This is a genomic window from Actinomadura darangshiensis, from assembly GCF_004349235.1.
GTDB lineage: Bacteria > Actinomycetota > Actinomycetes > Streptosporangiales > Streptosporangiaceae > Spirillospora > Spirillospora darangshiensis.
In genome coordinates this window covers 1-22,002 of sequence record NZ_SMKY01000067.1, presented here as the reverse complement: position 1 = coordinate 22,002, position 22,002 = coordinate 1, and the positions used below count along the sequence as shown (strand labels likewise).

The following is a 22,002-nucleotide window of genomic DNA, read 5'->3' as shown; positions in this document are numbered from 1 at the left end:
TCGCCGCACGCGGTGATCATTAACGTCTGAGGAGTCGTGGACATCTCACTTCTGCTCTCGATGACCGACCGGGTGACCGCACTCGGCACCCCGTCGGCCATGCATCCGGAGTCGTGGCAGCTGTGCGCGCAGGTGGAGACCTGGGCGCGCGGCCGCGGGCTCGTGCTCGGGGATCCGGACACCTCGCCGCTCGGCCGGGCCCGCTGCGAGCGGCTCGCCGCCCGCGTCTTCCCGGACGCCGACCTCGCCGCCGTGGACCTGTTCGCCCGCTGGCTGACGTGGACGCTCGCCCTGGACGACGCGATGGACCATCCGCCGCTCGCCGACAGCGGCAGCGCCGTGCACGCCCTGTACGACGACCTGCTGCGCGCGATGCGGCGCGGCCACGCCAGACCCGGCGCCCGGCCGCTGGAGGCCGCACTCGTGGAGCTGTGGCACGCCACGTCCAGGAACATGAGCCGCGACTGGCGGCGCCGCTTCATGCTGCATCTGGAGGCGCACCGGGACGGCTGCGCGGAGGAGGCGGTCAACCGGCGGATCCGGCACGTCCCGGCGGAGGCGGAGTACCCGCCGCTGCGCCGCCGGGCCTGCGGGCCGTTCCTGTACGACCTGGTCGAGCCGGTCCTCGCCGTCGAGCTGCCGGCGCGGCTGCTGCGCACGCCCCGCTGGAAGACCCTCGCCGACAGCGTCGCCGACGTGGTGGCCTGGTCCAACGACCTCGCCTCGCACGATCTGGAGTCGGCGCGGGGCGACGTCCACGACCTGCCCAGCGTGCTGGGCCGGGCGCACGGGCTGGACGCCGCGCAGGCCGCGCAGGCGGTCGCCGACCGGATCGCCGACCGCCTCGACCAGGCGTGGACGGCGGCGCGGCGGCTGCCGGACATGCTCGACCGGCTGGAGCTGACCGTCGCGCAGCGCGCCGCCGCCGCGCAGGTCGTCAAGGTGCTGCTGGACACGCCGCGCGCGCACATGGACTGGCTCGCCGAGTCCGGCCGCTACGTGTCCGATTCGCCGCCCGGCACGCTGCGCCTGGACGCGCTCGCGTCGCTGCGCTGACCGCCCGCGAGGGCGTCCCCGGCCGGGGTGCGGACGTAGAGGACGCGGCGGCCGAGCCGGTGCCCGGTGACCAGGCCGCAGGCGCGCAGCACGCCGAGGTGCTGGCTGACCGCCCCGGCCGTGACGTCCATGCGCCTGGCCAGGTCGGTGGTGGCGGCGGGGGTCGACAGGGCCGACAGCAGTTCGGCGCGGCGGCGTCCGATCAGCGCGGCGAGCGCGCCCGCCCGCGGCTGGTCCGGCGGCCCGGTCTCCCAGAGCGTCGCGACTCCGCGCGGCGGATAGCTGAGCATGGGCTGGTAGGGCGGCACCATCGCCGACACGCCCGGCCAGACGAACACGCTCGGGACGAGCAGCAGCCCGCGTCCCGCCAGGTGCGCGATCCGCTCCCAGGGCCGTTCGACGCGCAGGGTCCCGCCGCGCCAGGCCACCGCCTCGTGCAGGTCGTCGAACACACCGGCGGTGCCGTGCGCGGCCTGGGCCTGGGTGCGGCGCAGGACGTCCCCCTCCAGCAGGTCGCGGATGCGCGGCCAGAACGGCTCCACGGCCGCCTCCCAGTACCGTTCGAGCAGGTCGGCGAGCGTCCGCAGGGTGCCCTCGGGATCGGCGGCCATCTCCGCCCGCCGCGGGCCCGGCCGCTGGGCCCGGTCCCGCCGCAGCAGCTCGAACACGACGACCTCCGGCGGCGTGGCCCGGACGGTCCGCAGCTCGGCGGCGAAGTCGGGCAGCGGGGTGTCCGGCGGCGGGGTCAGGAAGTCGGGCGCGTACCCCGCCGGCGGGACGACCTCCAGCAGCGGCTCCAGGTCGAGCCCGCGCAGCCGGGGCCGGACGGCGTGCGCCCACGGCAGGTGCAGCGCGTGCCCGGACGGGTCGCCGAGCACCCGCAGGCTCAGCACCAGCTCCCACACCGGCGAGAACGCGAACCGGACGCGGGCGACGTCGTCCGGCGCGAACACGAACTCGATCATTTAGCCCAGCCTAAATGATTGTCGCGCGGCGCCGGCGGCCCGCAGCATCGTGCGAGTGACCACACTGGACGACACTCCTGTCACCCCCGCGCCGGGCCGGTTCGCGGCGTTCCTGCGGCCCCGGGTGGGCGGCCTCCCCCGCACGTTCTGGGTGCTGTGGGCCGGAATGCTGCTCAACCGGCTCGGCACCATGGTCGAGCCGTTCCTCGGCCTCTACCTGACGACGACGCGCGGGCTGTCGCTGGCGCAGGCGGGCGCCGTGATGGCCGTCCTCGGCGCGGGGTCGCTCGGCGGGCAGATCGCCGGCGGCGCGCTCGCCGACCGGCTCGGGCGGCGCGCGACGCTGACCCTCGCCACCGTCGGCACCGGCGCGGCCATGCTCGCGCTCGGCTACGCCCAGGGGATCGCCGCGATCGTCGTGGCGGCGCTGGTGCTCGGCCTGCTGCTGGACATGTACCGGCCCGCCTCGCAGGCGATGGTGGCGGACATCATCTCCCCCGCGGAGCGCCCGCGCGCGTTCGGCCTGCTGTTCTGGGCGGTCAACCTCGGCTGGGCGGTCGCGATGGTGCTCGGCGGGACGCTCGCGCAGCGGGGCTTCCTGTGGCTGTTCTGGATCGACGCGCTCACCTGCGCCGCGTTCGGGCTGCTGGTGTGGCGGGCCGTCCCCGAGACGCGCACGCGGGACGTCCGCGCGCGGCGGGCGGCCGGTTTCCGCCGCGTGCTGGGCGACCGGGTCATGGTCGGCTACGTGCTGATCACGCTGGTCTACACGTTCGTCCTGATGCAGGGCATGACGACGATGCCGCTGGCCATGAAGGAGGAGGGGCTCGGGCCGCAGTCCTACGGCCTCGCGATCGCCGCCAACGGGGTGCTGATCATCATCGTCCAGCCGCTGGTGAACGCGTGGCTGGCGCGGCGCGACCACAGCCTGGTGATGGTGGCGGGGTTCGCGCTGGTCGGCATCGGCTACGGCCTCACCTCGCTCGCCTCGTCCCTGGCCGCCTACACCGCGACGATCCTCGTGTGGACGCTCGGGGAGATCATGGCGGCGTCCGTCCTGCAGGCGGTCGTGGCCGACCTCGCCCCCGCCGACCTGCGCGGCCGGTACGGCGGCCTGTACGGGGTGGCGTGGTCGGGCGGGTTCCTGCTGGCGCCGCTCGGCGGCACTCAGCTGCTCGGCGCCGGCGGCGCGGCCGCGCTCTGGCTGAGCTGCGCCGGCCTCGCGCTGGCCGCCGCGGCGGCGCAGTTCGCGCTCGCCCCCGCGATCCGGCGGCGGCGCGCCGCCGCTCTCAAAACCCCCTTCTCGTCAGAGTGACGAAACTGGTCCGGAAGACTTACCCTGGGACGGTGGCACAACTCAGGATCGCGCTCGCGCAGGTGAACTCGACCGTCGGCGACCTCGACGGCAACGCCGACCGGATCGCGGCATGGACGCGGCGCGCCGCCGACGCGGGCGCGCACCTGGTCGCCTTCCCCGAGATGATGCTGACCGGCTATCCGGTGGAGGACCTCGCGCTGCGGGCCTCCTTCGTGGCGGCGTCCCGGAGCGCCCTCGAACGGCTCGCCCGCCGGCTCGCCGACGAGGGCCTGGGCGACCTGCCCGTCGTCACCGGCCACCTCGACCGCCCGTCCGTCGCCGCGGCCGGGTCCGGGCGGCCCGGCGGGCTGCCGCTCAACGCGGCGGCGTGGCTGCACGGCGGCGAGGTGCTCGTCCGGTCCGCCAAGCACCACCTGCCCAACTACGGCGTGTTCGACGAGTACCGGATCTTCGTGCGCGGCGACCGGCTGCCCGTCGTCCGCGTCCACGGCGTCGACGTCGCCACCGTCATCTGCGAGGACCTGTGGCAGGACGGCGGCCCGGTCGGCGTCACGAACACGGCCGGCGCCGGGCTGCTGCTCGCGATCAACGCCTCCCCGTACGAGCGCGACAAGGACGACGCCCGCCTCGGCCTGTGCGCCGAGCGCGCCCGCGAGGCCGGCTGCGCCCTCGCCTACGTCAACATGGTCGGCGGCCAGGACGAACTCGTCTTCGACGGCGACTCGGTCATCGTCGGCCCGGACGGGAACCCCCTCGCCCGCGCCCCGCGGTTCGCCGAGCACCTCCTCGTCGCCGACCTCGCACTGCCCGCCGCCGACCCGTCCACCGGCCCCGGCCGCACCCCGGTGGACGCCCAGGACGGCACCACGATCACCATCGACCGGCACGTGCTGTCGCCCGGCCCGCTGCCCGCCTACCCGGTGCTGCCGCAGACCGTCGCCGAACCCCTGGACGACATCGCCGAGGTCTACGCGGCGCTCGTCCTCGGGACCCGCGACTACGTCCGCAAGAACGGCTTCCGCTCCGTCGTCCTCGGCCTGTCCGGCGGTATCGACTCCGCCCTCGTCGCCACCATCGCCTCCGACGCCATCGGCCCGGAGAACGTGCACGCCGTCCTGCTGCCGAGCCGCTACTCCTCCGAGGGCTCCGTCGTGGACGCCGAGGAGCTCGTCAAACGGCAGGGCCTCAACTCCCGGATCGTCCCCATCGCCGACATGGTCGAGGCGTTCGAGAAGCACCTGGACCTGCGCGGCCTCGCCGAGGAGAACCTCCAGGCCCGCATCCGCGCCAACGTGTGGATGGCGCTGTCCAACGAGCACGGCCACCTCGTCCTCACCGGCGGGAACAAGAGCGAGCTGGCGACCGGGTACTCCACCCTCTACGGCGACTCCGCGGGCGGCTTCGGCCCCATCAAGGACGTCTTCAAGCTCACCGTGTGGGAACTGGCCCGCTGGCGCAACGCCCAGGCCGGCACGGACGGCCCGCTCCTGCACCCCTTCGCGCACGAGCCCATCCCGGTGGCGATCATCGAGAAGGAGCCGTCCGCCGAGCTGCGCCCCGGCCAGCGCGACCGCGACACCCTGCCCGAGTACACCGTCCTCGACCCGGTCCTCACCGACTACGTCGAACGCGACATGGGCCGCGACGCCCTCGTCGCCGCGGGCCACGACCCCGCCCTCGTCGAGCGCGCCATCCGCCTCGTCGACCTCGCCGAGTACAAGCGCCGCCAGTACCCGCCCGGCCCCAAGATCACCCCGAAGAACTTCGGCCGCGACCGCCGCCTCCCCATCACCAACGCCTGGCGCGAAAAGTAGAGGCCCGCCTCAGCCTCCGGCCACGGGCAGGCGGGCCAGGGGGTCGCTACCCCTGGGCTATTCGCGGTGGTGGTTCTCGCCGGGCCATGCCTCGTCGGGCCAGGCGGGGACCTGCTGGGAGGCGTCGGGGTCGATGCCGGGGACGATCTGCTCGCACCAGACGACCTTGCCGGCGGCGGTGCGGCGGCTGCCCCAGCGGTGGGCGAGCTGGCTGACGACGAGGAGGCCGCGGCCGTTCTCGTCGTCGTCCTCGGCGCGGCGCAGCCGGGGCAGCGCGGCGGACCGGTCCAACACCTCCAGGACGAGGGTGCGTTCCAGGAGGAGGCGCAGCTCGATCGCGCCGGGCGCGTAGCGGAGCGCGTTGGTGATCAGCTCGGACGCGAGCAGCTCGGTGGTGTAGTCGAGCTCGTCCAGGCCCCACTCCGCCAGGCGGGAGCTGACCAGGCCGCGGGCGCGGCGGACCGCGGCCGGGTCGGCGGGCAGCGTCCAGGAGGAGTACCGGTCCTCGGGGAGGCGGCGCAGCCGGGCGATCAGGACGGCGATGTCGTCGCGGTGCTGGTCGGCGTAGACGCCGGCGAGGGTGGCCTTGGCGAGGTCCTCCATCGAGTGGTCGACGGAGTCGGGGCCGAAGATGCCCTGGAGGCGGGCGAGGCCGTCGTCGATGTCGCGGCCCCGGTTCTCCACCAGGCCGTCGGTGTAGATGACGAACAGGCTGCCGTCCTCGACGGTGAACTCGCGGCTCTCGATGGCGGCGCCGCCGGCGACGCCGAGCGGCGGGGCGGGCGGGACCTGCAGGTACTCGTTCTCGCCGGTCGGGCCGGCGAGCAGCGGCGGCAGGTGCCCGGCGGACGCGATCTCGATCGTGCCGGTCGTCGCGTCGTACACCGCGTACACGCAGGTGGCGAAGTGCGGCTCCTGCTCGCCCAGCTCGATCATCAGCTCGTGCATGACGTGCAGGGCGTCGGCGGGCGGCAGCTCCAGGTTCGCGAGGGTGTGCAGGGCGGTGCGCAGCCGGCCCATCGTGACGGCGGCGCGGACGCCGTGCCCGGCGACGTCGCCGACGATCAGGGCGACGCGGGCGCCGGGCAGCGCGATCGACTCGTACCAGTCGCCGCCCACCTCGACGAGCTTGCTGCCGGGCAGGTAGCGGTGCCGGACCTCGACCGAAGACGGCGCCGACAGCCGCATCGGCAGCAGGCTGCGCTGCAGCGCCAGCGCGGTCGCGCGCTCCCGGCTGTACCGGCGCGCGTTGTCGATGACGATCGCGGCGCGGGCGGCGAACTCCATGCCGATCTCGACGTCGTAGGCGTCGAACTTGCGGAACCCGGGGACGCGGGTGCAGGCGATGAAGCCGAGCAGCGTGTCGCGGGCGATCATCGGCAGCAGCACCATCGACACGTTGGACAGCAGCTCGCCCGCGGGGCCGCGCCGCCACAGCCGGCCGATCTCGGTCGCCTTGTCGAGTTCGATGTGCGGGAGGTGGACGGGCCTCGCCGTCTCCATCACCTCCCGGTAGGGGGTGCCCTCCGGGAAGACGAGGACCTCGCCCACGGGGAACGTGGACGTCCACGCCGGGTTGCCGTCGTCGGAGGTGACCGCGATGCGGCGCAGCACCGCCCCGCCGGACTCGGTGTGCACCTCGTCGGCGGCGACGAGGCTCTCCAGCACGAGGACGGACGCGGCGTTGCAGAAGTGCGGGACGACGACGTCGACGAGGCCGCGGGCGGACTGGTCGAGGTCGAGGGTGGCGCCGAACCGGGTGAGCGGGTCGTCCATGAGAGCGCGCCGCATGAGGGCCGGGTCCTGGTAGCGCTCGCTCGGCGGCAGCTCGACCCGGACGAACAGCAGGGCGGCGGGCGCGCCGCCGGTGTCGCCGCCGACCATCGGCTGCACCGTGACGAGCGCGCTGGTCGACGCGCCGTCGCCGCCGCGCAGCACGGCCATCACGCCGTTGCGCTCCTGGCCGGCGTCGTTGGCCTCCAGCAGCGCCTCCAGTTCGGCCTTCGCCTCGTCCCCCACCAGATCGGTGGCCGGACGGCCGATCAGGTCCCCGGGGGCACGGCCGAGGACGGAATTGGCGTTCGGCCCGCACTGCACGATCCGCCGGGCACCGTCGATGCCCAGGACAAGGGTCCGGGACGCCGAATCGGTGGCGGGCGCATCGCCTCGCGGCGCCATGACGGATCTCACCTGCGCGCTCCAGACAGCCGGTCGTCTCAGCACTACCCAGCGACAGTATGGGGCATGACACCGCCACTGGGGAGAAGATCACGCTTACCGCGCCGAAATCCTTCCGGTTCCCGCGTCCGGGCGGTCAATCGGCGGCCGTTCCGATGCCCCGCATGAGGGTGTCGACGACGGCCTCGGCGTACCCGTCGGGGAACGTCTCCTTCGGCCGCCTGGCGGTCAGCGGGGCCAGCAGCAGCGACAGCGCCACCTCGATGTCGAGCCCGGCGCGCAGCTCGCCCGTCCCGATACCGCGCCGGAGCACGCGCCGGACGACCTCGCGCCGCGGCTCGATGATGTCCTGCAGGTAGCGGGCGTACAGCTCGGGATGCTTCTCCGCGCCGCCGGCGACGTTCCAGAAGCAGCGCGAGTACCTGCGGTGACGGGCGGCGGCGAGCGTCCGCGCGATCTCGGTGAGGTCGGCGCGGACGGACCCGGTGGACGGCTCGGGCATCGGCTCCTTCACCGCGCCGAGCGCGTCCACGATCAGCGCCTCCTTGCTGGGCCAGCGCCGGTAGATCGTCGTCTTGCCGACCCCGGCGCGGGCGGCGACCGCCTCGATGGAGACGCCCGCCACCCCCGACTCCTCGGCGAGCAGGTCGAGGGTGGCGTCGATGATGGCCTTCTCGGCGCGCTCGCTGCGGGGCCGGCCCGCCTGCCGCCGCTCTGTCTCGGTCATGGTGCCATCACGCTCTCACACGGTGGCCTTTTCCGGACGTGACGGTTCGGTCTCGGGGACGGGGACCTCCGCGGTGCGTCCCGGCATCCACTTCAGCACGACCAGGGCGCCGAGGAACGAGACGACGGCGGCGGCGACGGACGCGGCGTGCATGGCGTGCACGAACGCGGCGTCGGCGGAGCCGATGAGGCCCTGCCCGGCGGGGCCCATCTGGGCGCCGACGGCGTGCGCGCCCTCGATCGACTGGCCGGCGGCCTCGCGGGCGCCGGCGGGCAGCGCCGCTAGGTCGCCGCGCAGGTCGCCGCGGTAGACGGAGGCGACGACGGAGCCGAGCACGGCCACGCCCATCGCGACCGCGACCTGGCGGGCGACGTTGTTGATGGCCGATCCGGCGCCCGCCTTCTCGCGGGGCAGCGCCGACATGACCGACTCGGTCGCGGGCGGCATGACGTTGGCCATTCCGGCGCCCTGCACGAAGAAGATCGCGCCGAGGATCCACATGGAGGTGTCGGTGCCGACGAACTGGTAGCTCGCCAGCGCGACGCTGACCAGCAGCAGCCCAGTGGTGCAGACGGCCTTGGCGCCGTAGCGGCGGACCATCGCGGCGCTGCGCGGGGCGAAGGCGAGCTGGGCGAGCGCGAACGGCAGCACCATCGCACCCGACTCCAGGGGGGTCAGCCCGCGCACCGACTGCATGTAGAAGTTGGCGAAGAAGAACACGCCGGTCGCGGCGAAGAAGCACAGCGCGATGGACGCGACGGCGGCCGACATCCGCGGGTCCTTGAACAGCTTCACGTCGAAGGCCGGGGACGCGCTGCGGGCCTCGTACCACACGAACAGCGCGAGGACGGCGGCGCCGGCGAGGACGGGGCCGAGCACCGGGAGCTCCAGCCAGCTCCCCTTCTCGCCGCCCTGGATGATCCCGTACGACAGGACGACCAGGCCGACGACCGACAGCACGACACCGACCGGGTCGAGGCGGCCGGGGGCCGGGTTGCGCGACTCGGGCACCAGGAAGGCCATCAGCGTGACGCCGATCGCGATGACCGGGACGTTGATGAGGAAGACCGAGCCCCACCAGAAGTGGGCGAGCAGCAGGCCGCCGGTGAGCGGGCCGATGGCGACGCCGAGGCCGACGGCACCGGCCCAGATGCCGATGGCGCGGGCGCGCTCGTGCGGCTCGAAGACGTTGGTGATGATCGACAGCGTCTGCGGCATGACCGCGGCGCCGCCGAGGCCCATCAGTGCGCGGGCGTAGATGAGCTGGTCCGGGGACTGCGCGTACGCCGAGAGGAGCGATGCCACGGCGAACACCGCCATGCCGCCGACGAGGACGCGCTTGCGCCCGATCCGGTCGCCGACCACCCCGAAGGTGAACAGCAGGCCGGCGAAGACCAGCGTGTAGGAGTTGATCGCCCACTCGAGCTGGCTCTGCGTGGCGCCGAGGCCCTTGCCCGGGTCGGCGATGGTCTTGAGCGCGACGTTGAGGATGGTGTTGTCGAGCACCACCACCAGCAGGCTCATGGTCAGGACGCCGAGGATGTACCACCGGCGGCGCTGGATCGTCTGGGGGTCCATGCCGATACGCAACCGTATCGTTTCGGAATTCATTCCGGGCTCGGCCGGAAAAATCGGGGAATCGCGGGGGGTACCCGAAACGTTTTACAGGTGGCACGATCGGTTCCGTCTGGGTACGCCACCGTGGCGCCTCAAGACCGGAGGTTCTCGCATGTCTTCATCTGCCGCACCCCCACCAGCACAGCCGGCCGCGCTCTACGGCGGCACGAGCGGGCGAAGGGTCACCGTACGCGACATCGCCGCCGCCAAGGAGCGGCACGAGAAGTGGCCGATGCTCACGGCGTACGACGCGCTCACCGCGCGGATCTTCGACGAGGCCGGGATCCCCGTGCTGCTCGTCGGCGACTCCGCCGCGATGGTCGTCTACGGCTACGACTCCACCATCCCCGTCACCGTCGACGACCTGGTCCCGCTGACCGCGGCCGTCGTCCGCGGCTCCAAGCGCGCCATGGTCGTCGCCGACCTGCCGTTCGGCTCGTACCAGACGGGCGCGACCGAGGCGCTCACCGCCGCCACCCGGTTCCTCAAGGAGACCGGCGCGCACGCGATCAAGCTGGAGGGCGGCCGCCGGGTCGTCCCGCAGATCGAGGCGATGGTCGCGGCCGGCATCCCCGTGATGGGGCACCTCGGCCTCACCCCGCAGTCGGTGAACGTGTTCGGCGGCTACCGCGTCCAGGGCCGCGGCCAGGACGGCGACGAGTTGATGGCGGACGCGAAGGCGCTCGAAGCGGCCGGCGTGTTCTCCGTCGTCCTGGAATGCGTGCCCGAGGACCTCGCCGCCCGCGTCACCGCGTCGCTGTCGGTCCCGACGATCGGCATCGGCGGCGGCAACCAGACCGACGCGCAGGTCCTCGTCTGGCAGGACATGGCCGGTCTCACACCGCACACCGCGAAATTCGTCAAGAAGTTCGCCGACATGAACACCCTGCTCGGCGACGCGGCGCGCAGCTACGCCGACGAGGTAGTCAGCGGCGTCTACCCGGCGCCGGAGCACTCCTACCACTGAGCCGTCCCCGGTCCCGGCGCCGCCCACCCGGTGCCGGGACACCCGCCCGCACGGTCGCCCCGCCCCGGCGCGACCGTGCGGGCGCCTTACTGGTCAGGGCTCGAACGGGCCGGTTCGGCGTCGGCCTCGTGGGCCTGGCCGTTGCGGGGCTCCGGGACGCGCCGCGCGGCCGGCTCGTCGGCCATGATCTCGTCGCGGAGCGTCTCCACGGCCGAGCGCAGCACGTCGGGACCGGCGACGTTCATCAGCAGCAGCCCCAGGTTCAGGGCCATCTGCCCGTCCGTCATCTCGCTGCCCGCCAGGGCGTCCACGGCGGTGCGCAGGTCGGCCTGGTCCTCGGCGGGCACGTTCTGCAGCAGCGCCAGGCAGTACGCCGGCAGCGCGAGCCGCGACTTGGCGAACGAGACGCCCCGCATGATCTCGCCCGCCTCCTGGGCGCGGGTCTTGGCCTGCATCCGGTCGACGCCCCGGTCGGCGGCGGCGAGCAGCGAGGTCAGCAGCGTGCTCGGGCCGACCGCCACGTCCTCGTCCCCGACGCGGACGGTGAACACCGCGCTGCGGAACACCATCATCGAGCCGAGGCTCGCCACGAGCACCTGCGTGGCGTCGGCGAAGTCGGCCGACCGGACGCCGAACCTCCAGTCGAAGGTGTGCAGGAGCAGCAGCGAGCCCGCGCCCGCTCCCCCGTTGATCAGCACGTACGCCCAGGTGCTCGGCACCCGGACCAGCGTGGTGGGGCGGTCCCGGTACCGGCTGACCAGCTCGGCGACGCCGACGAGGCAGCTCAGCGAGACGGCGACGACGTATCCGATCATCGGGTGCCGGTCACTCCCCGGTCAGCCGGACGACCTCGTCGACCTCGCGTTCCACCGCCACCAGCCCGCGGTCGCGCAGCCGGTCGACGGCGTCGGCGACCTCCAGCCGCCCGAGCCGCGTCGCGTGGTGCAGCTGCTCCAGCGACAGCGGGCCGTTCGCCTGCTCCAGCTGCGCCAGCACCAGCCGGCACGCGTCCTCGCCGCCGCGCTCGGCCGTGCGGCCGTACTCGCCGGCGGGCGCCGCGCCGGGCGGCCGGATCCCCGCGCTCCGCCCGGAAGAGGTCAGGAACGCGCTCCACGGATCCGCCGACCGGTTGTCTCTCATCTCCACCCCGCCTGTCGCCACCCCAATGATAAGTCAGGACTTGGACGCGGTGGAGGGCGAAACGGCTCCCGTGTCCGGTCAGGCACCGTCCTCGGCGGGGCCGTCCCCGGCCCCCGCCTCGTCCTCCTCGGGCCGGACGCGGCGCCGGGCCGACGACCGCGCCACGATCAGCCGGTCCCCCGTTTCGAGGGCCGCGCATCCGGCGTGGTCGAACGGCAGCATCCGGCCGTCCCGGACCACGGCGAGCGCCGGTTCGCGGACCGCGCCGAGCGGGCCGCCGACCTCGTCCGGCCGGACGTCGCGCTCCACCAGGTCGAGGCCGCTGCCCTGGTCCAGGAGGTCCTCGATGACCTCGCCGACGCTCGGCTGCGTGGTGGACACCCCGAGCAGCCGGCCCGCCGCCTCCGACGAGGTCACCACGTGGTCGGCGCCGGACTGCCGCAGCAGCGGGACGTTCTCGGACTCGCGGACCGACGCCTGGATGCCCGCGTGCGGGTTGAGCTGCCGCGCGGTCAGCGTGATCAGCACGGCGGTGTCGTCGCGGGCGCTCGCCACCACGATCTCGCGGGCCCGCTGGACCGACGCCTGCTTCAGCACCGAGCTGCGGGTCGCGTCCCCCACGATGCCCGCGAACCCGGCGTCCGCCGCCTCGGCCACCGCCCGCGGGTCGGGGTCCACGACCACGATCGACTCGCGCTCCACCCCGGTGCTCAGCAGCGTCCTGATGGCGCTGCGGCCCTTCGTGCCGTATCCGGCCACCACGATGTGGTCGCGCACGCGTGCCCTCCAGCGGGACTTGCGCCAGTCGTCGCGGGTCCGCTCCGCCAGCACCTCAAGGGTCGTGCCGACGAGGACGATGAGGAACAGCACCCGCACCGGCGTGATGAAGACGATGTTGACGAGCCTCGCACCGTCCCCCACCGGGGTGATGTCGCCGTACCCGGTCGTGGACACGGTCACCGAGGCGTAGTAGAAGGCGTCCAGCAGCGACAGGCTCCCGTCGCCGCTGTCGCGGTATCCGCCGCGGTCGGCGTAGACGACGGCCACGACCGAGAGCAGCAGCAGGAACGCGAACCCGACCCGCTTCCCCACCGCGCGCATCGGCCCGCTCCTGGCCGACGGCAGCAGGACGGGCGGCCGCCGCACGGCCTCCGGACCATTCACCCTGGAAACCGTACCGGCAAGCTGCATCATCCTGGGGGGACGACCCCCAGACCCCCCGAAACCGCTCAGACGTCAGTGATCCGCAAGCCCGCGTGGGCCTTGTAGCGGCGGTTCATCGAGATCAGGTTCGCGGTGAACGCCTCGACCTGGTGGGCGTTGTGCAGCCTCCCGCCGTAGACGCCGCGCATGCCGGGGATGCGGCCGGCGAGGGCCTGGACCACGTCGGTGGCCTCGCGGTCGCCGCCGAGGACGAGGACGTCCAGCTCCATCCCGTCCACCTCCGGGTCGAGCAGCAGCTTGGCCGACACGTGGTGGAAGGCGGCGACGACCCGGCTGTCAGGCAGGACGGCGGCGGCCTGCTCGGCGGCGCTGCCCTCCTCGACCGGCAGCGCGAACGCGCCCTTGCCCTTCTCGAAGCCGAGCGGGTTCACGCAGTCGACGACGATCTTCCCGGCCAGCTCGGCGCGCAGCGACTCCAGCGTGGCCTTGTGGCCCTCCCACGGCACCGCCACGACGACCACGTCCGACCGTCCGGCGGCGACCGGGTTCTCCGCCCCGGAGACGGGCAGCTCCGCGCCGAGATCGTCGGCCGCGGCCTGGGCGCGCTCCGCCTTGCGGGAGCCGATCGTCACCCGGTGCCCGGCGAGCGCGAACCGGCGCGCGAGGCCCTTGCCCTGGTCCCCCGTCCCGCCCAGGATGCCGATGGACAGGCCGCTCACATCGGGAAGGTCGTAGGGCGTCTTCTGCTGCTGCTCAGTCATGCGGCCGAGTCTGCCAGGCGGGCGCCGGGGCACCTCGGGGCGGGCTCCCGCATCGTGAAAACGGCCTGTCCAGGGCGTCCGGTGCGGCACCATGGTGGCCGTGGACGCCGAGCAGATCACCATGTTGCGCGAGGTCCTGTCGACGACGGGCTGGCTGGAGCGGACCCGGGAGTTCGGCCGCGCGCTGCGGGTCACGTCCCGCACCCCGGGCGGGCTGCTGCTGGTCGGCACGCCCGCCGGCGACCCGTGGCATCTGGCGGCGCACCTCGACGACGAGAGCCGTCTCGGCGACGCCCCCGGGCTGGCGCCCACGCTGGTCCGCTGGAAGCCGCCGGCGGACGCGCCCGCCCATCTGCGGATCGGGCTGGACCGGCTGGAGGCGGCGCGACGCGGTGAAACCCTGTTCGTCGTCGCCGAGGAGGACGCGCCCGTCCCGCTGCTTGAGCGTGTGGACGACGCGCGCCGCACCGGCGCGAGCATCCTCGCGCTGGAGGGCGGCGACCGCGAGCTGCGAGGGCTCGCCCACGAGGTCCTGACCGTCCCGCCTGACGAGGTGCTCATGTCGTTCGACGGTGCGCAGCACCTCGTCAGCGCGGCGGCCGGGCAGGAGCCGGCGCGGACCCCGCGCGGGATCCGGCACCGGCTCGCCAAACTGCTCGACGCGGTATCGGGTCCCGTCGTCGACTAGTCCTCGTTCTGCTTGCGCCAGGTCTCGTTGCGCTCGCGCGCGTGCTCGAGCGCGTTGGCGGCGGCGCCCTCGGTCTCGTAGGGGCCCATGCGGTCCTTGCCGGGGCAGCCGGCCCCGTGCTCGACCTTCATGTGCTTCAGGCAGAACCACCAGTCACCGTCGTCACCGGCCATCGGCGCTCCTCTCGATCCTCGCGTCCGCACGGGATTCGTTGCCGCGATCCCGCTGACTACACTCCATCACTATGACGACCCAGCTTCTCCGGCCCGGCCGCGTTTCGCCCATGCGCAAGGTCCCGTCGAGCATCCCGCGCCCGGAGTACGTCGGGAAGAAGCGGCCGAAGACCGGGGAGCCGGACGTCAAGACGCCCGAGATCATCGAGCGGATGCGGGTGGCCGGGAAGATCGCGGCGCGGGCGCTGGCGGAGGTCGGCAGGAACGTCCGGCCCGGGATCACCACCGACGAGCTGGACGTCATCGGGCACGAGTACATGCTCGACCACGGCGCGTACCCGTCCACGCTCGGCTACCGCGGCTTCCCGAAGTCGCTGTGCACCTCGGTCAACGAGGTGATCTGCCACGGCATCCCGGACGACACGGTCCTGCGCGACGGCGACATCGTCAACGTCGACATCACCGCCTTCATCGACGGGGTGCACGGCGACACCGACGCGACGTTCCTGTGCGGCGACGTCGACGAGGAGTCGCGGCTGCTGGTGGAGCGCACCCATGAGGCGACGATGCGGGGCATCCGCGCGGTCAAGCCCGGACGGGCGCTGAACGTGATCGGGCGGGTCATCGAGTCCTACGCCAAGCGGTTCGGGTACGGGGTCGTCCGCGACTTCACCGGGCACGGGATCGGCACGACGTTCCATTCCGGCCTGGTCGTCCCGCACTACGACGACCCGGGCGCCACGACGCTCATCGAGCCGGGCATGACGTTCACGGTCGAGCCGATGCTGACCCTCGGCACGCACGACTACGACATGTGGGACGACGGCTGGACGGTCGTCACCAAGGACCGCAGGCGCACGGCGCAGTTCGAGCACACGCTCCTGGTGACCGGCGACGGCCACGAAATCCTCACCCTGCCGTGACAGACCTTTCGATCTAGAGTCCGATTTCGCCCCACATCCGGCCGGGAGACTCTCTAGAGATGAACGCCCCAGCGCCGTACGAGCCGCGGGTTCCGTCCGACAGCATGCCGCCGGGGCGCGCCGCGCTGAGCGTGACGTGGGCGGCGCTGCCGTTCCTGTCGCTCGGCTACGCCACCCCGTTCACGTTCGCGGCCGCGCTGCTCTGGCGGCGGAGCATGCACCTCCTGGTGTCGACGGTGGCCTACGCCGGGGTGTTCGCCCTGATGCTGTTCCTGCTCCCCGACATCGGCAAGGAGGAGGGCACCGAGCGGGCGGTCGGGGTGCTGCTGTTCCTGCTGGCCATCGTGGGCTGCGGGCACGCGTTCCTGATCCGGCGCCGGGTGTTCGACCCGCACGGGATGTCGGGGGTCGACAACGAGGCCGTGGTGGAGCGGGTCAAGCGGCGGCGGCTGCTGCGGGACAAGGCGCGCGAGCTGGCCGCGGCCGACCCGGGCCTGGCCAAGGAGCTGCGCATCGGGCGTCCCGACCTGCCGCGGCAGTACAACGACGGCGGGCTGATCGACGTCAACCACGCGCCCGCGGAGGTGCTGACGCTGCTGCCCGGCATCACCCCGGAGCTGGCGGAGAAGATCGAGCGGGTGCGGTCGGAGGCGGGCGGGTTCATGTCGGCGGAGGAGCTGTCCGCGGTCGCGGGGCTGCCGCCGTCCCTGACGGGGGACGTGGCCGACTACGCCGTCTTCATCCGCTGATCGGGGGTATGCAGCGGACGTGACCCCCAAGAAGCCCAAGAAGGAGACCAGGGGCGACCGGCTCGCCGAGTACCGGGGCAAGCGGGACGCGCGGCGGACGCCGGAGCCCGTCCCCGCGGAGAAGGCGGTGCCGCACGGCGACGACGACACGTTCGTCGTCCAGGAGCACCACGCGACCAGCCTGCACTGGGACCTGCGGCTCGAACGCGACGGCGTGCTCGTCTCGTGGGCCGTCCCGAAGGGCCTGCCGTGGAACCCGGACGCCAACCATCTCGCCGTCCGCACCGAGGACCATCCGCTGGAGTACGCCACGTTCGAGGGCGAGATCCCGCACGGCGAGTACGGCGCCGGGAAGATGACGATCTGGGATCGCGGGACGTACGAGACGGAGAAGTGGTCCGAGCGCGAGGTGAAGATCGTCATCCACGGCTCGCGCGTGTCGGGCCGGTACGTGCTGTTCAAGACGCGCGGCAAGAACTGGATGATCCACCGGATGGACCCGCCGGCCGATCCGGACGCCGAGCCGCTGCCCGAGTCGCTGCGCCCGATGCGCCCGGTGGAGAAGGCACGCCTCCCCCGCGACCAGGAGGCGTGGGGGTTCGAGTTCGCGTGGGGCGGCAGGCGGATGGCCGCCTACGTGGAGGGCGGCCGGACGCGGTTCACCGACGGCCGGGGCCGCGCCGTGGACGGCCCCGGCGGGCTGGGCCCCCGGCTCGGCGCGGAGCTGGGCGTCCGGCCGGCGCTGCTGGACGGGGAGCTGGCCGTCCTGGACGGCCGCGAAACCTACATGATCTACGACCTGCTGCACCTGGACGGGCACCCGCTGCTGGACGTCCCCTACCGCGAGCGGCGGGAGCGGCTCGACGGCCTCGACCTGTCGGGCCCGCTGTGGCAGACGAGCCCGTGGTTCCCCGGCGACGGCGGCGCCGTCCTGGACGCGGCCCGCGACCAGGGCCTGCCGGGGGTCGTCGCCAAGCGCCTGGACTCCCCGTACGAGCCGGGCGGGGAGTCCGGCGCCTGGCGTCTCGTCCCGTCCTGACTAGTACGCGACCGTGATCCGCCGCTGGACGGCGTTGTTCTTCTCCAGCTCGTCGACCAGCGCGACGGCGTAGTCCTCGGCGCTGATGCGGCTGTCGCCGTCGGCGTCGGTGAGCAGCTGGTCGCCGCCGAGCCGGAACGTGCCGGTGCGCTCGCCGGGCTCGATCACGGCTGCGGGCGAGATGTAGGTCCAGTCCAGGTCGCCGGCCTCGGCCCGGATGACGCCGAGCTGCTCGGCCGCCGCGAGCGACTCGCCCTTGTACAGGGCGGGGAAGTCCGGGGTGTCCACCAGCCGGACGCCGGGCGCGACCTCCAGGCTTCCCGCGCCGCCCACCACGACGAGGCGGCGGACGCCCGCGCGCCGCAGGCCGTCCAGCACGCCGGCGGTGGTGGCGAGCAGCGGCCCGCGCGTCTCCGACCCGTCGCGCGGCGGCGGAACCGACACCACGACGGCGTCGTGGCCCCCGGCCAGCGCGGCGACCGCGGCGGCGTCGCTCGCCTCCGCCTTGGCCGTCCCCTCGTTCCCGCTGCGGGTGACGCCGGTGACCTCGTGGCCGCGGGCACCCGCCTCGGCGGCGATGCGCCGCCCGACCATCCCGGTGGCGCCGATCAGCAGAATCCTCATGTGTCCTCCTCCGATCTCCGACGCCCATGACGGTATCCATCGGATACTGGTTACTTCAAAGTGCCGTTGATACCCTATGGAAACCATGAGAGGCGACGCTTTCGACCCCAACTGCCCTACCCGGCTGGTCCTTGACCGCATCGGCGACAAGTGGTCGGTCCTGGTCGTGCTCGGCCTGAGCGACGGGCCCCGCCGGTTCACCGGGTTGCGCGGCCTGATCGGCGGCGTCACCCCCAAGGTCCTCACCCAGACGCTCCGCGCGATGGAACGCGACGGCCTCCTCACCCGGACGGTCTTCGCCGAGGTGCCGCCGCGCGTCGAGTACGCCCTCACCCCGCTCGGCCTGTCGCTCCAGGCCCCCATCCAGGCCGTCGCCGACTGGGCCGAGGAGAACGTCGAGGCCGTCGTGTCGGCCCGCGAAAAGCACGCCGTGTAGGCGGAACCGGCACGCCTTCTCCCCCATCAAAAGGACGTAGCACCCGCTACGGCGCGTCGCCACTGAAAACGATCAGGAGCGGAATAGAGTCCCGCCCTGAAACGGGCGGTGGGACGCGCTGGAAGGCGGGGGATCGGCGACATGATGGGCAAGACGCATGCCCTGAGCGGGGCGCTGGCATGGCTGGGCGCCGTGCCGGTGATCGCGCAGGAGCGGCTGCTCGGCGACTACGCGGTGTCGCTGTCGGTGGAGCAGGTCGCGGCGGGCGCCGTCGTCTGCGCGGGCGCGGCGATCCTGCCGGACATCGACCACCACAACGGCCGCATCGCCAACACGTTCGGCCCGATCACCCACCACATGTGCAAGTGGATCGGGAAGCTGTCGGGCGGGCACCGGCACGCGACCCACTCGATCCTGTTCGCGGTCGGCATCGGCTGGGCGATGGACACCCTCGCCACCCACTACATCTACGCCTGGTGGGCCTGCCTCTTCATGATCGTCGGGCTGGGGCTGCGCGGCGTCGGGCTGGACTTCGAGGGCAAGGAGCCGCAGTCGGCGCTGGCCGACTGCGCGCTGGCCCTCGCCGCCGTCTGGCTGATGCACAACATCGACATGAGCTTCGTCGGGTTCGCGGTCACGCTCGGCTGCCTGGCGCACGTCGCCGGCGACTGCCTGACACCGCGCGGCTGCCCGGTGTTCTGGCCGCTCCCATGGCGGATCGACATCCCCGTCGTCCCGAGGACGGACGGCAAGGTGGAGCGCTGGGTGGTGATGCCGGTCCTCACCCTCGGCATCGCGGTCCTCGCCATCCGGTCGGTGCTCGGCGACGCCACCACCCAGTGGCTCACCCGCGGCTGATCACCCGACCAGGTCGGAGAACTGGTCGCAGGTCACCATCTCCCACCCGTTCTTGTCCTGGTCTGGAGTGCCCCGCAGGTTGACGCGCTCGATGCCCGGGATGGCCTGCGCGGTGCAGGCGATCTGGGCCATGGCCGTCCGCGACCAGAACTTCGTCTGGTGCGCACCGGTCGGCCGGACGGCCAGCTGGGAGCGCGGGCCGAGCGGGTCGGACGCCTCGACGAGCGTGTACGCGTCGAGCTGACGGTGGACCTCGGTGCGCAGCCCCATGGCACGCTCAGGGCCCGTCGGCGGAACCGCCAGCTGCTCGACGGCCAGGTACGGCCGGCCGGGCAGGCCGGGCCGGGTGACCGCCTGCAACCTGCCGTCCCGCACGAGGTAGACGGTGATCGTGGCCGACTGCGCCTGGGCGGCCGGCGGCTCTCCCGCGCCGATGATCCCGGTCGGCCGGATCCCGCAGCCGGCCAGGGCGGCGTAGGCCGCCGCCGCCGCGAGCGCCCGTGCCCGGCGCGGCCGTCTCATGATCATTCCTCCTCCCCGTCGGGCAGCCACAGCGTGAACACCGCGCCCCCTTCCGGGCCGTTGGCCGCTGTCAGGGTCCCGCCGTGCAGCAGGGCGTTCTCCCTGGCGATCGACAGCCCGAGGCCGCTGCCCTCGCTGCGCGAACGCGCCGCCTCCGCCTTGACGAACCGGTCGAAGACCACGTCGATCACGTCGTCGGCCAGGCCCGGACCGCGGTCGGCTACCACGACCCGCACACCGCCGGCGCCCTCGGGTTCCGGCGGGCCGAAGGCCAGCGAGACGGGCGGGCCCCCGTGCTTGAGGGCGTTTCCGGCGAGGTTGGCGACGATGACGTCGAACCGCCGCGGGTCCAGCCGGACGAACAGGTCCGCGGGGCCCTCTACCTCCACGTCGTCCTGCCAGCGGCGCGCCTCCAGGGAGGCGTTGACCGCGTCGGCCACGTTCACGTCGTCAAGGACGAGGGCGGCGGCGCCCGCGTCGAACCGGCTGATCTCGATGAGGTGCTCGACGAGCAGGCCGAGGCGCCGGGTCTCGTCCGCGACGAGCCGGGCCGCGGTGCCGCCCTCGGCCGGGCCGGCCTCCTCGGCCAGCAGGTCCGTCATGGCGATCATCGAGGTCAGCGGCGTGCGCAGCTCGTGCGAGACGTCGGCGACGAACCGGCGGGACGCGGCCTCCATCGCGCTCAGCTCCGTCACCGTCCGCTCCAGCGCCTCGGCGGTGCGGTTGAAGGTACGGGCGAGGTCGGCCAGCTCGTCGCGGCCCCGCACGTGCACGCGCGCCTCCAGCCGCCCATCGCCGAGCGCGCGGGCGGCGGTGCCGAGGCGGCGCACCGGGCGCAGCACGCCCCGCGTGGCGAGCAGCGCGAGCCCGAGCGCCACCACCAGCGCGGCGGCGTCCGCGATGAGCAGCGCGCGGGTGAGCAGCCGCAGGTCGGCGGCCTCCCGGCCGAGGCTCGCGGAGACGAACACCAGCGGCGGCGTCGTCCGCCACGGCTCGTTCTGCGTAGTCCGGTAGCCGGTGATGCGGGCGCCGACGAGCAGGTAGGGGCGGCCATGGGCGTTGATGCGCTGGAAGACCACCTCACCCCCGTAGACGGCACGCCGGGCGAACTCGCGGGTCACCGGGGCGTCCAGCGCACCCGGCGGCGGGAGCGCGGACTCCCCGCGGCGCAGCGGCACCGGCACCGCCACCGCCTTGCGTCCCTGGGCCGAGCCCAGCGCCTTCTCCAGGGCGGCGCCGACCAACGGCTCCGTATCGGGCGGCATCTCGACCGGGACCTGCCGGGCGAGGGTGTTGCGGACGTCGGTCAGCACCGCGTCCTGGGCGCGCTGCAGCATCACCCGCCGCATCAGCACGTAGGAGATGCCGGACGCGAGCACGGACGCCAGGAGCGCGACCGCGGTGAAGGCGGCGGCGAGCCGGACCCGCAGCCCGGTGAACCGGGGCCACCCGGTCACGGCGCCGTGAACCGGTAGCCGAAGCCCCGGACGGTCTCGATCAGCCGCGGCTCGGCCGGCTCGTCCTCGATCTTGGCGCGGATGCGCTGCACGCAGGCGTCCACGAGCCGGGAGTCGCCCGGATAGGTGTGCTCCCACACCTCGGCGAGCAGCTGCTGGCGGGTGAGGGCCTGGCCGGGGCGGCGGGTCAGCTCCAGGAGGAGCCGGAGCTCGGTGGGGGTGAGGCGCAGGTCGGCGCCGTTCTTGGTGACCTTCAGCGAGGTCCGGTCGATGACGAGGTCGCCGTAGATGGCACGGTCGACCTGGGTGTGGTCGGCGCGGCGCAGGACGGCGCGGATCCGGGCGTCGAGAACGCGCGGCTCGACCGGCTTCACCACGTAGTCGTCGGCGCCCGCCTCCAGGCCGAGGACGATGTCGAGGTCGTCGCCGCGCGCGGTCAGCAGGATCACCGGGAGCGAGTCCTCCCGGCGGATGCGGCGGCACACCTCGATGCCGTCGATGCCGGGCAGCATCACGTCCAGGATCGCGATCTCGGGGCGCCGCGCCCGCAGCGCCTCCAGGCCGTCCTCGCCGGTGGCCCGGGACGTCACGCCGTGTCCCTGGCGGGTCAGCGCCAGCTCCAGCGCCGTCCGGGCGGACGGATCATCCTCGATGAACAGAATGGTCGCCACCCGGTCATTATCGGCCGGACACGATCATCTAGGCGGTCGTGTCACGAGATCCGGACATCACCGGCACGGGATCATCACACTCGGCCGGAACCGTGGGCGGCATGGCGCTTGCGACCGTTCCGCCCCGTCAGCACGTCCCGTCCGCTCCCCCACGC

Annotated in this window: 23 protein-coding genes; 10 read left to right on the top strand and 13 right to left on the bottom strand. The window is 73.4% G+C overall.

Going from position 1 to position 22,002, the window contains the following annotated elements; genetic code table 11:
* Positions 1-36: 36 nt before the first annotated feature.
* Positions 37-1,056, top strand: coding sequence for a terpene synthase family protein (locus tag E1293_RS17025; RefSeq protein ID WP_132198384.1), 1,020 nt, complete (start codon positions 37-39; stop codon positions 1,054-1,056).
* Here E1293_RS17025 and E1293_RS17020 read toward each other — a convergent pair.
* Entirely contained in the window at positions 996-2,021 is a 1,026-nt protein-coding gene (locus E1293_RS17020; RefSeq protein ID WP_132198383.1) for an ArsR/SmtB family transcription factor, read from the bottom strand. The two genes, E1293_RS17025 and E1293_RS17020, sit on opposite strands and share 61 nt — an antisense overlap.
* Before the next feature lie 55 nt (positions 2,022-2,076).
* Here E1293_RS17020 and E1293_RS17015 point away from each other — a divergent pair, with 55 nt between their 5' ends.
* Positions 2,077-3,336 (top strand): MDR family MFS transporter, encoded by a 1,260-nt coding sequence (locus E1293_RS17015; protein ID WP_341770193.1) that lies wholly within the window; start codon positions 2,077-2,079, stop codon positions 3,334-3,336.
* A gap of 32 nt (positions 3,337-3,368) precedes the next feature.
* Positions 3,369-5,153, top strand: a complete 1,785-nt coding sequence (locus tag E1293_RS17010) for an NAD+ synthase (protein ID WP_132198382.1) — start codon at positions 3,369-3,371, stop codon at positions 5,151-5,153.
* A gap of 57 nt (positions 5,154-5,210) precedes the next feature.
* On the opposite strand, the gene E1293_RS17005 is transcribed toward E1293_RS17010, so the two are convergent.
* From E1293_RS17005 to E1293_RS16995, 3 genes are all read right to left on the bottom strand, one after another.
* Positions 5,211-7,343 carry a SpoIIE family protein phosphatase gene (locus E1293_RS17005; RefSeq protein WP_243716279.1) on the bottom strand — a complete coding sequence of 711 codons (2,133 nt, stop codon included), beginning with the start codon at positions 7,341-7,343 and terminating at the stop codon, positions 5,211-5,213.
* A 124-nt stretch (positions 7,344-7,467) separates the two neighbouring features.
* A complete protein-coding gene (locus tag E1293_RS17000) occupies positions 7,468-8,058 on the bottom strand; it encodes a TetR/AcrR family transcriptional regulator (protein ID WP_132198381.1) in 591 nt (196 codons plus the stop codon).
* Positions 8,059-8,073: 15 nt separating this feature from the next.
* On the bottom strand, positions 8,074-9,636 hold the full coding sequence (locus tag E1293_RS16995) for an MFS transporter (RefSeq protein ID WP_132198380.1): 1,563 nt from the start codon (positions 9,634-9,636) through the stop codon (positions 8,074-8,076).
* Between the two features lie 151 nt (positions 9,637-9,787).
* Here E1293_RS16995 and panB point away from each other — a divergent pair, with 151 nt between their 5' ends.
* A complete protein-coding gene (gene panB, locus E1293_RS16990; RefSeq protein WP_132198379.1) occupies positions 9,788-10,642 on the top strand; it encodes a 3-methyl-2-oxobutanoate hydroxymethyltransferase in 855 nt (284 codons plus the stop codon).
* 86 nt (positions 10,643-10,728) lie between these two features.
* On the opposite strand, the gene E1293_RS16985 is transcribed toward panB, so the two are convergent.
* The 4 genes from E1293_RS16985 to npdG form a co-directional block, all read right to left on the bottom strand.
* The gene (locus E1293_RS16985) at positions 10,729-11,457 is read right to left on the bottom strand and encodes a hypothetical protein (RefSeq protein ID WP_243716278.1); all 729 of its coding nucleotides are present in this window, start codon (positions 11,455-11,457) and stop codon (positions 10,729-10,731) included.
* Positions 11,458-11,467: 10 nt separating this feature from the next.
* Positions 11,468-11,782 carry a hypothetical protein gene (locus E1293_RS16980; protein ID WP_132198378.1) on the bottom strand — a complete coding sequence of 105 codons (315 nt, stop codon included), beginning with the start codon at positions 11,780-11,782 and terminating at the stop codon, positions 11,468-11,470.
* Positions 11,783-11,860: 78 nt separating this feature from the next.
* A complete protein-coding gene (locus E1293_RS16975) occupies positions 11,861-12,946 on the bottom strand; it encodes a potassium channel family protein (RefSeq protein ID WP_243716277.1) in 1,086 nt (361 codons plus the stop codon).
* Between the two features lie 65 nt (positions 12,947-13,011).
* Positions 13,012-13,707 (bottom strand): NADPH-dependent F420 reductase, encoded by a 696-nt coding sequence (gene npdG, locus E1293_RS16970; RefSeq protein WP_132198377.1) that lies wholly within the window; start codon positions 13,705-13,707, stop codon positions 13,012-13,014.
* 91 nt (positions 13,708-13,798) lie between these two features.
* Between npdG and E1293_RS16965 the strand changes: the two genes are divergently transcribed.
* On the top strand, positions 13,799-14,395 hold the full coding sequence (locus E1293_RS16965) for a hypothetical protein (protein ID WP_132198376.1): 597 nt from the start codon (positions 13,799-13,801) through the stop codon (positions 14,393-14,395).
* Here E1293_RS16965 and E1293_RS47470 read toward each other — a convergent pair.
* Entirely contained in the window at positions 14,392-14,568 is a 177-nt protein-coding gene (locus E1293_RS47470) for a hypothetical protein (protein ID WP_165978247.1), read from the bottom strand. The two genes, E1293_RS16965 and E1293_RS47470, sit on opposite strands and share 4 nt — an antisense overlap.
* Positions 14,569-14,639: 71 nt before the next feature.
* Between E1293_RS47470 and map the strand changes: the two genes are divergently transcribed.
* The 3 genes from map to E1293_RS16950 are packed head-to-tail and all read left to right on the top strand — an operon-like array spanning position 14,640 to position 17,279.
* A complete protein-coding gene (map, locus tag E1293_RS16960; protein WP_132198375.1) occupies positions 14,640-15,491 on the top strand; it encodes a type I methionyl aminopeptidase in 852 nt (283 codons plus the stop codon).
* A 59-nt stretch (positions 15,492-15,550) separates the two neighbouring features.
* On the top strand, positions 15,551-16,240 hold the full coding sequence (locus tag E1293_RS16955; protein WP_132198374.1) for a ComEA family DNA-binding protein: 690 nt from the start codon (positions 15,551-15,553) through the stop codon (positions 16,238-16,240).
* Between the two features lie 19 nt (positions 16,241-16,259).
* Positions 16,260-17,279 carry a DNA polymerase ligase N-terminal domain-containing protein gene (locus E1293_RS16950; RefSeq protein WP_132198373.1) on the top strand — a complete coding sequence of 340 codons (1,020 nt, stop codon included), beginning with the start codon at positions 16,260-16,262 and terminating at the stop codon, positions 17,277-17,279.
* On the opposite strand, the gene E1293_RS16945 is transcribed toward E1293_RS16950, so the two are convergent.
* Positions 17,280-17,903, bottom strand: coding sequence for an NAD(P)-dependent oxidoreductase (locus tag E1293_RS16945; RefSeq protein ID WP_132198372.1), 624 nt, complete (start codon positions 17,901-17,903; stop codon positions 17,280-17,282). It lies immediately after the preceding gene.
* A gap of 85 nt (positions 17,904-17,988) precedes the next feature.
* On the opposite strand from E1293_RS16945, the gene E1293_RS16940 reads away from it, so the two are divergent.
* Entirely contained in the window at positions 17,989-18,339 is a 351-nt protein-coding gene (locus tag E1293_RS16940; protein ID WP_207938889.1) for a winged helix-turn-helix transcriptional regulator, read from the top strand.
* 141 nt (positions 18,340-18,480) lie between these two features.
* Entirely contained in the window at positions 18,481-19,197 is a 717-nt protein-coding gene (locus tag E1293_RS16935) for a metal-dependent hydrolase (protein WP_207938888.1), read from the top strand.
* On the opposite strand, the gene E1293_RS16930 is transcribed toward E1293_RS16935, so the two are convergent.
* The 3 genes from E1293_RS16930 to E1293_RS16920 are packed head-to-tail and all read right to left on the bottom strand — an operon-like array spanning position 19,198 to position 21,847.
* The gene (locus E1293_RS16930; RefSeq protein ID WP_132198370.1) at positions 19,198-19,719 is read right to left on the bottom strand and encodes a hypothetical protein; all 522 of its coding nucleotides are present in this window, start codon (positions 19,717-19,719) and stop codon (positions 19,198-19,200) included. It abuts the gene before it with no gap.
* Between the two features lie 2 nt (positions 19,720-19,721).
* The gene (locus tag E1293_RS16925) at positions 19,722-21,176 is read right to left on the bottom strand and encodes a sensor histidine kinase (protein WP_243716276.1); all 1,455 of its coding nucleotides are present in this window, start codon (positions 21,174-21,176) and stop codon (positions 19,722-19,724) included.
* Positions 21,173-21,847 (bottom strand): response regulator transcription factor, encoded by a 675-nt coding sequence (locus E1293_RS16920; RefSeq protein WP_132198369.1) that lies wholly within the window; start codon positions 21,845-21,847, stop codon positions 21,173-21,175. The genes E1293_RS16925 and E1293_RS16920 overlap by 4 nt, the downstream gene beginning before the upstream one ends.
* Between the last annotated feature and the right edge of the window lie 155 nt (positions 21,848-22,002).

Excerpts from the sequence above, each read along its gene's own strand:
- npdG (WP_132198377.1), bottom strand. The coding sequence starts at position 13,707 with ATGACTGAGCAGCAGCAGAAGACGCCCTACGACCTTCCCGATGTGAGC.
- map (WP_132198375.1), top strand. The coding sequence starts at position 14,640 with ATGACGACCCAGCTTCTCCGGCCCGGCCGCGTTTCGCCCATGCGCAAG.
- panB (WP_132198379.1), top strand. The coding sequence starts at position 9,788 with ATGTCTTCATCTGCCGCACCCCCACCAGCACAGCCGGCCGCGCTCTAC.
- E1293_RS16940 (WP_207938889.1), top strand. The coding sequence starts at position 17,989 with ATGAGAGGCGACGCTTTCGACCCCAACTGCCCTACCCGGCTGGTCCTT.
- E1293_RS16980 (WP_132198378.1), bottom strand. The coding sequence starts at position 11,782 with ATGAGAGACAACCGGTCGGCGGATCCGTGGAGCGCGTTCCTGACCTCT.
- E1293_RS47470 (WP_165978247.1), bottom strand. The coding sequence starts at position 14,568 with ATGGCCGGTGACGACGGTGACTGGTGGTTCTGCCTGAAGCACATGAAG.
- E1293_RS16935 (WP_207938888.1), top strand. The coding sequence starts at position 18,481 with ATGATGGGCAAGACGCATGCCCTGAGCGGGGCGCTGGCATGGCTGGGC.
- E1293_RS17020 (WP_132198383.1), bottom strand. The coding sequence starts at position 2,021 with ATGATCGAGTTCGTGTTCGCGCCGGACGACGTCGCCCGCGTCCGGTTC.
- E1293_RS16985 (WP_243716278.1), bottom strand. The coding sequence starts at position 11,457 with ATGATCGGATACGTCGTCGCCGTCTCGCTGAGCTGCCTCGTCGGCGTC.
- E1293_RS16995 (WP_132198380.1), bottom strand. The coding sequence starts at position 9,636 with ATGGACCCCCAGACGATCCAGCGCCGCCGGTGGTACATCCTCGGCGTC.
- E1293_RS16945 (WP_132198372.1), bottom strand. The coding sequence starts at position 17,903 with ATGAGGATTCTGCTGATCGGCGCCACCGGGATGGTCGGGCGGCGCATC.
- E1293_RS16955 (WP_132198374.1), top strand. The coding sequence starts at position 15,551 with ATGAACGCCCCAGCGCCGTACGAGCCGCGGGTTCCGTCCGACAGCATG.
- E1293_RS16965 (WP_132198376.1), top strand. The coding sequence starts at position 13,799 with ATGGTGGCCGTGGACGCCGAGCAGATCACCATGTTGCGCGAGGTCCTG.
- E1293_RS17000 (WP_132198381.1), bottom strand. The coding sequence starts at position 8,058 with ATGACCGAGACAGAGCGGCGGCAGGCGGGCCGGCCCCGCAGCGAGCGC.
- E1293_RS16930 (WP_132198370.1), bottom strand. The coding sequence starts at position 19,719 with ATGAGACGGCCGCGCCGGGCACGGGCGCTCGCGGCGGCGGCGGCCTAC.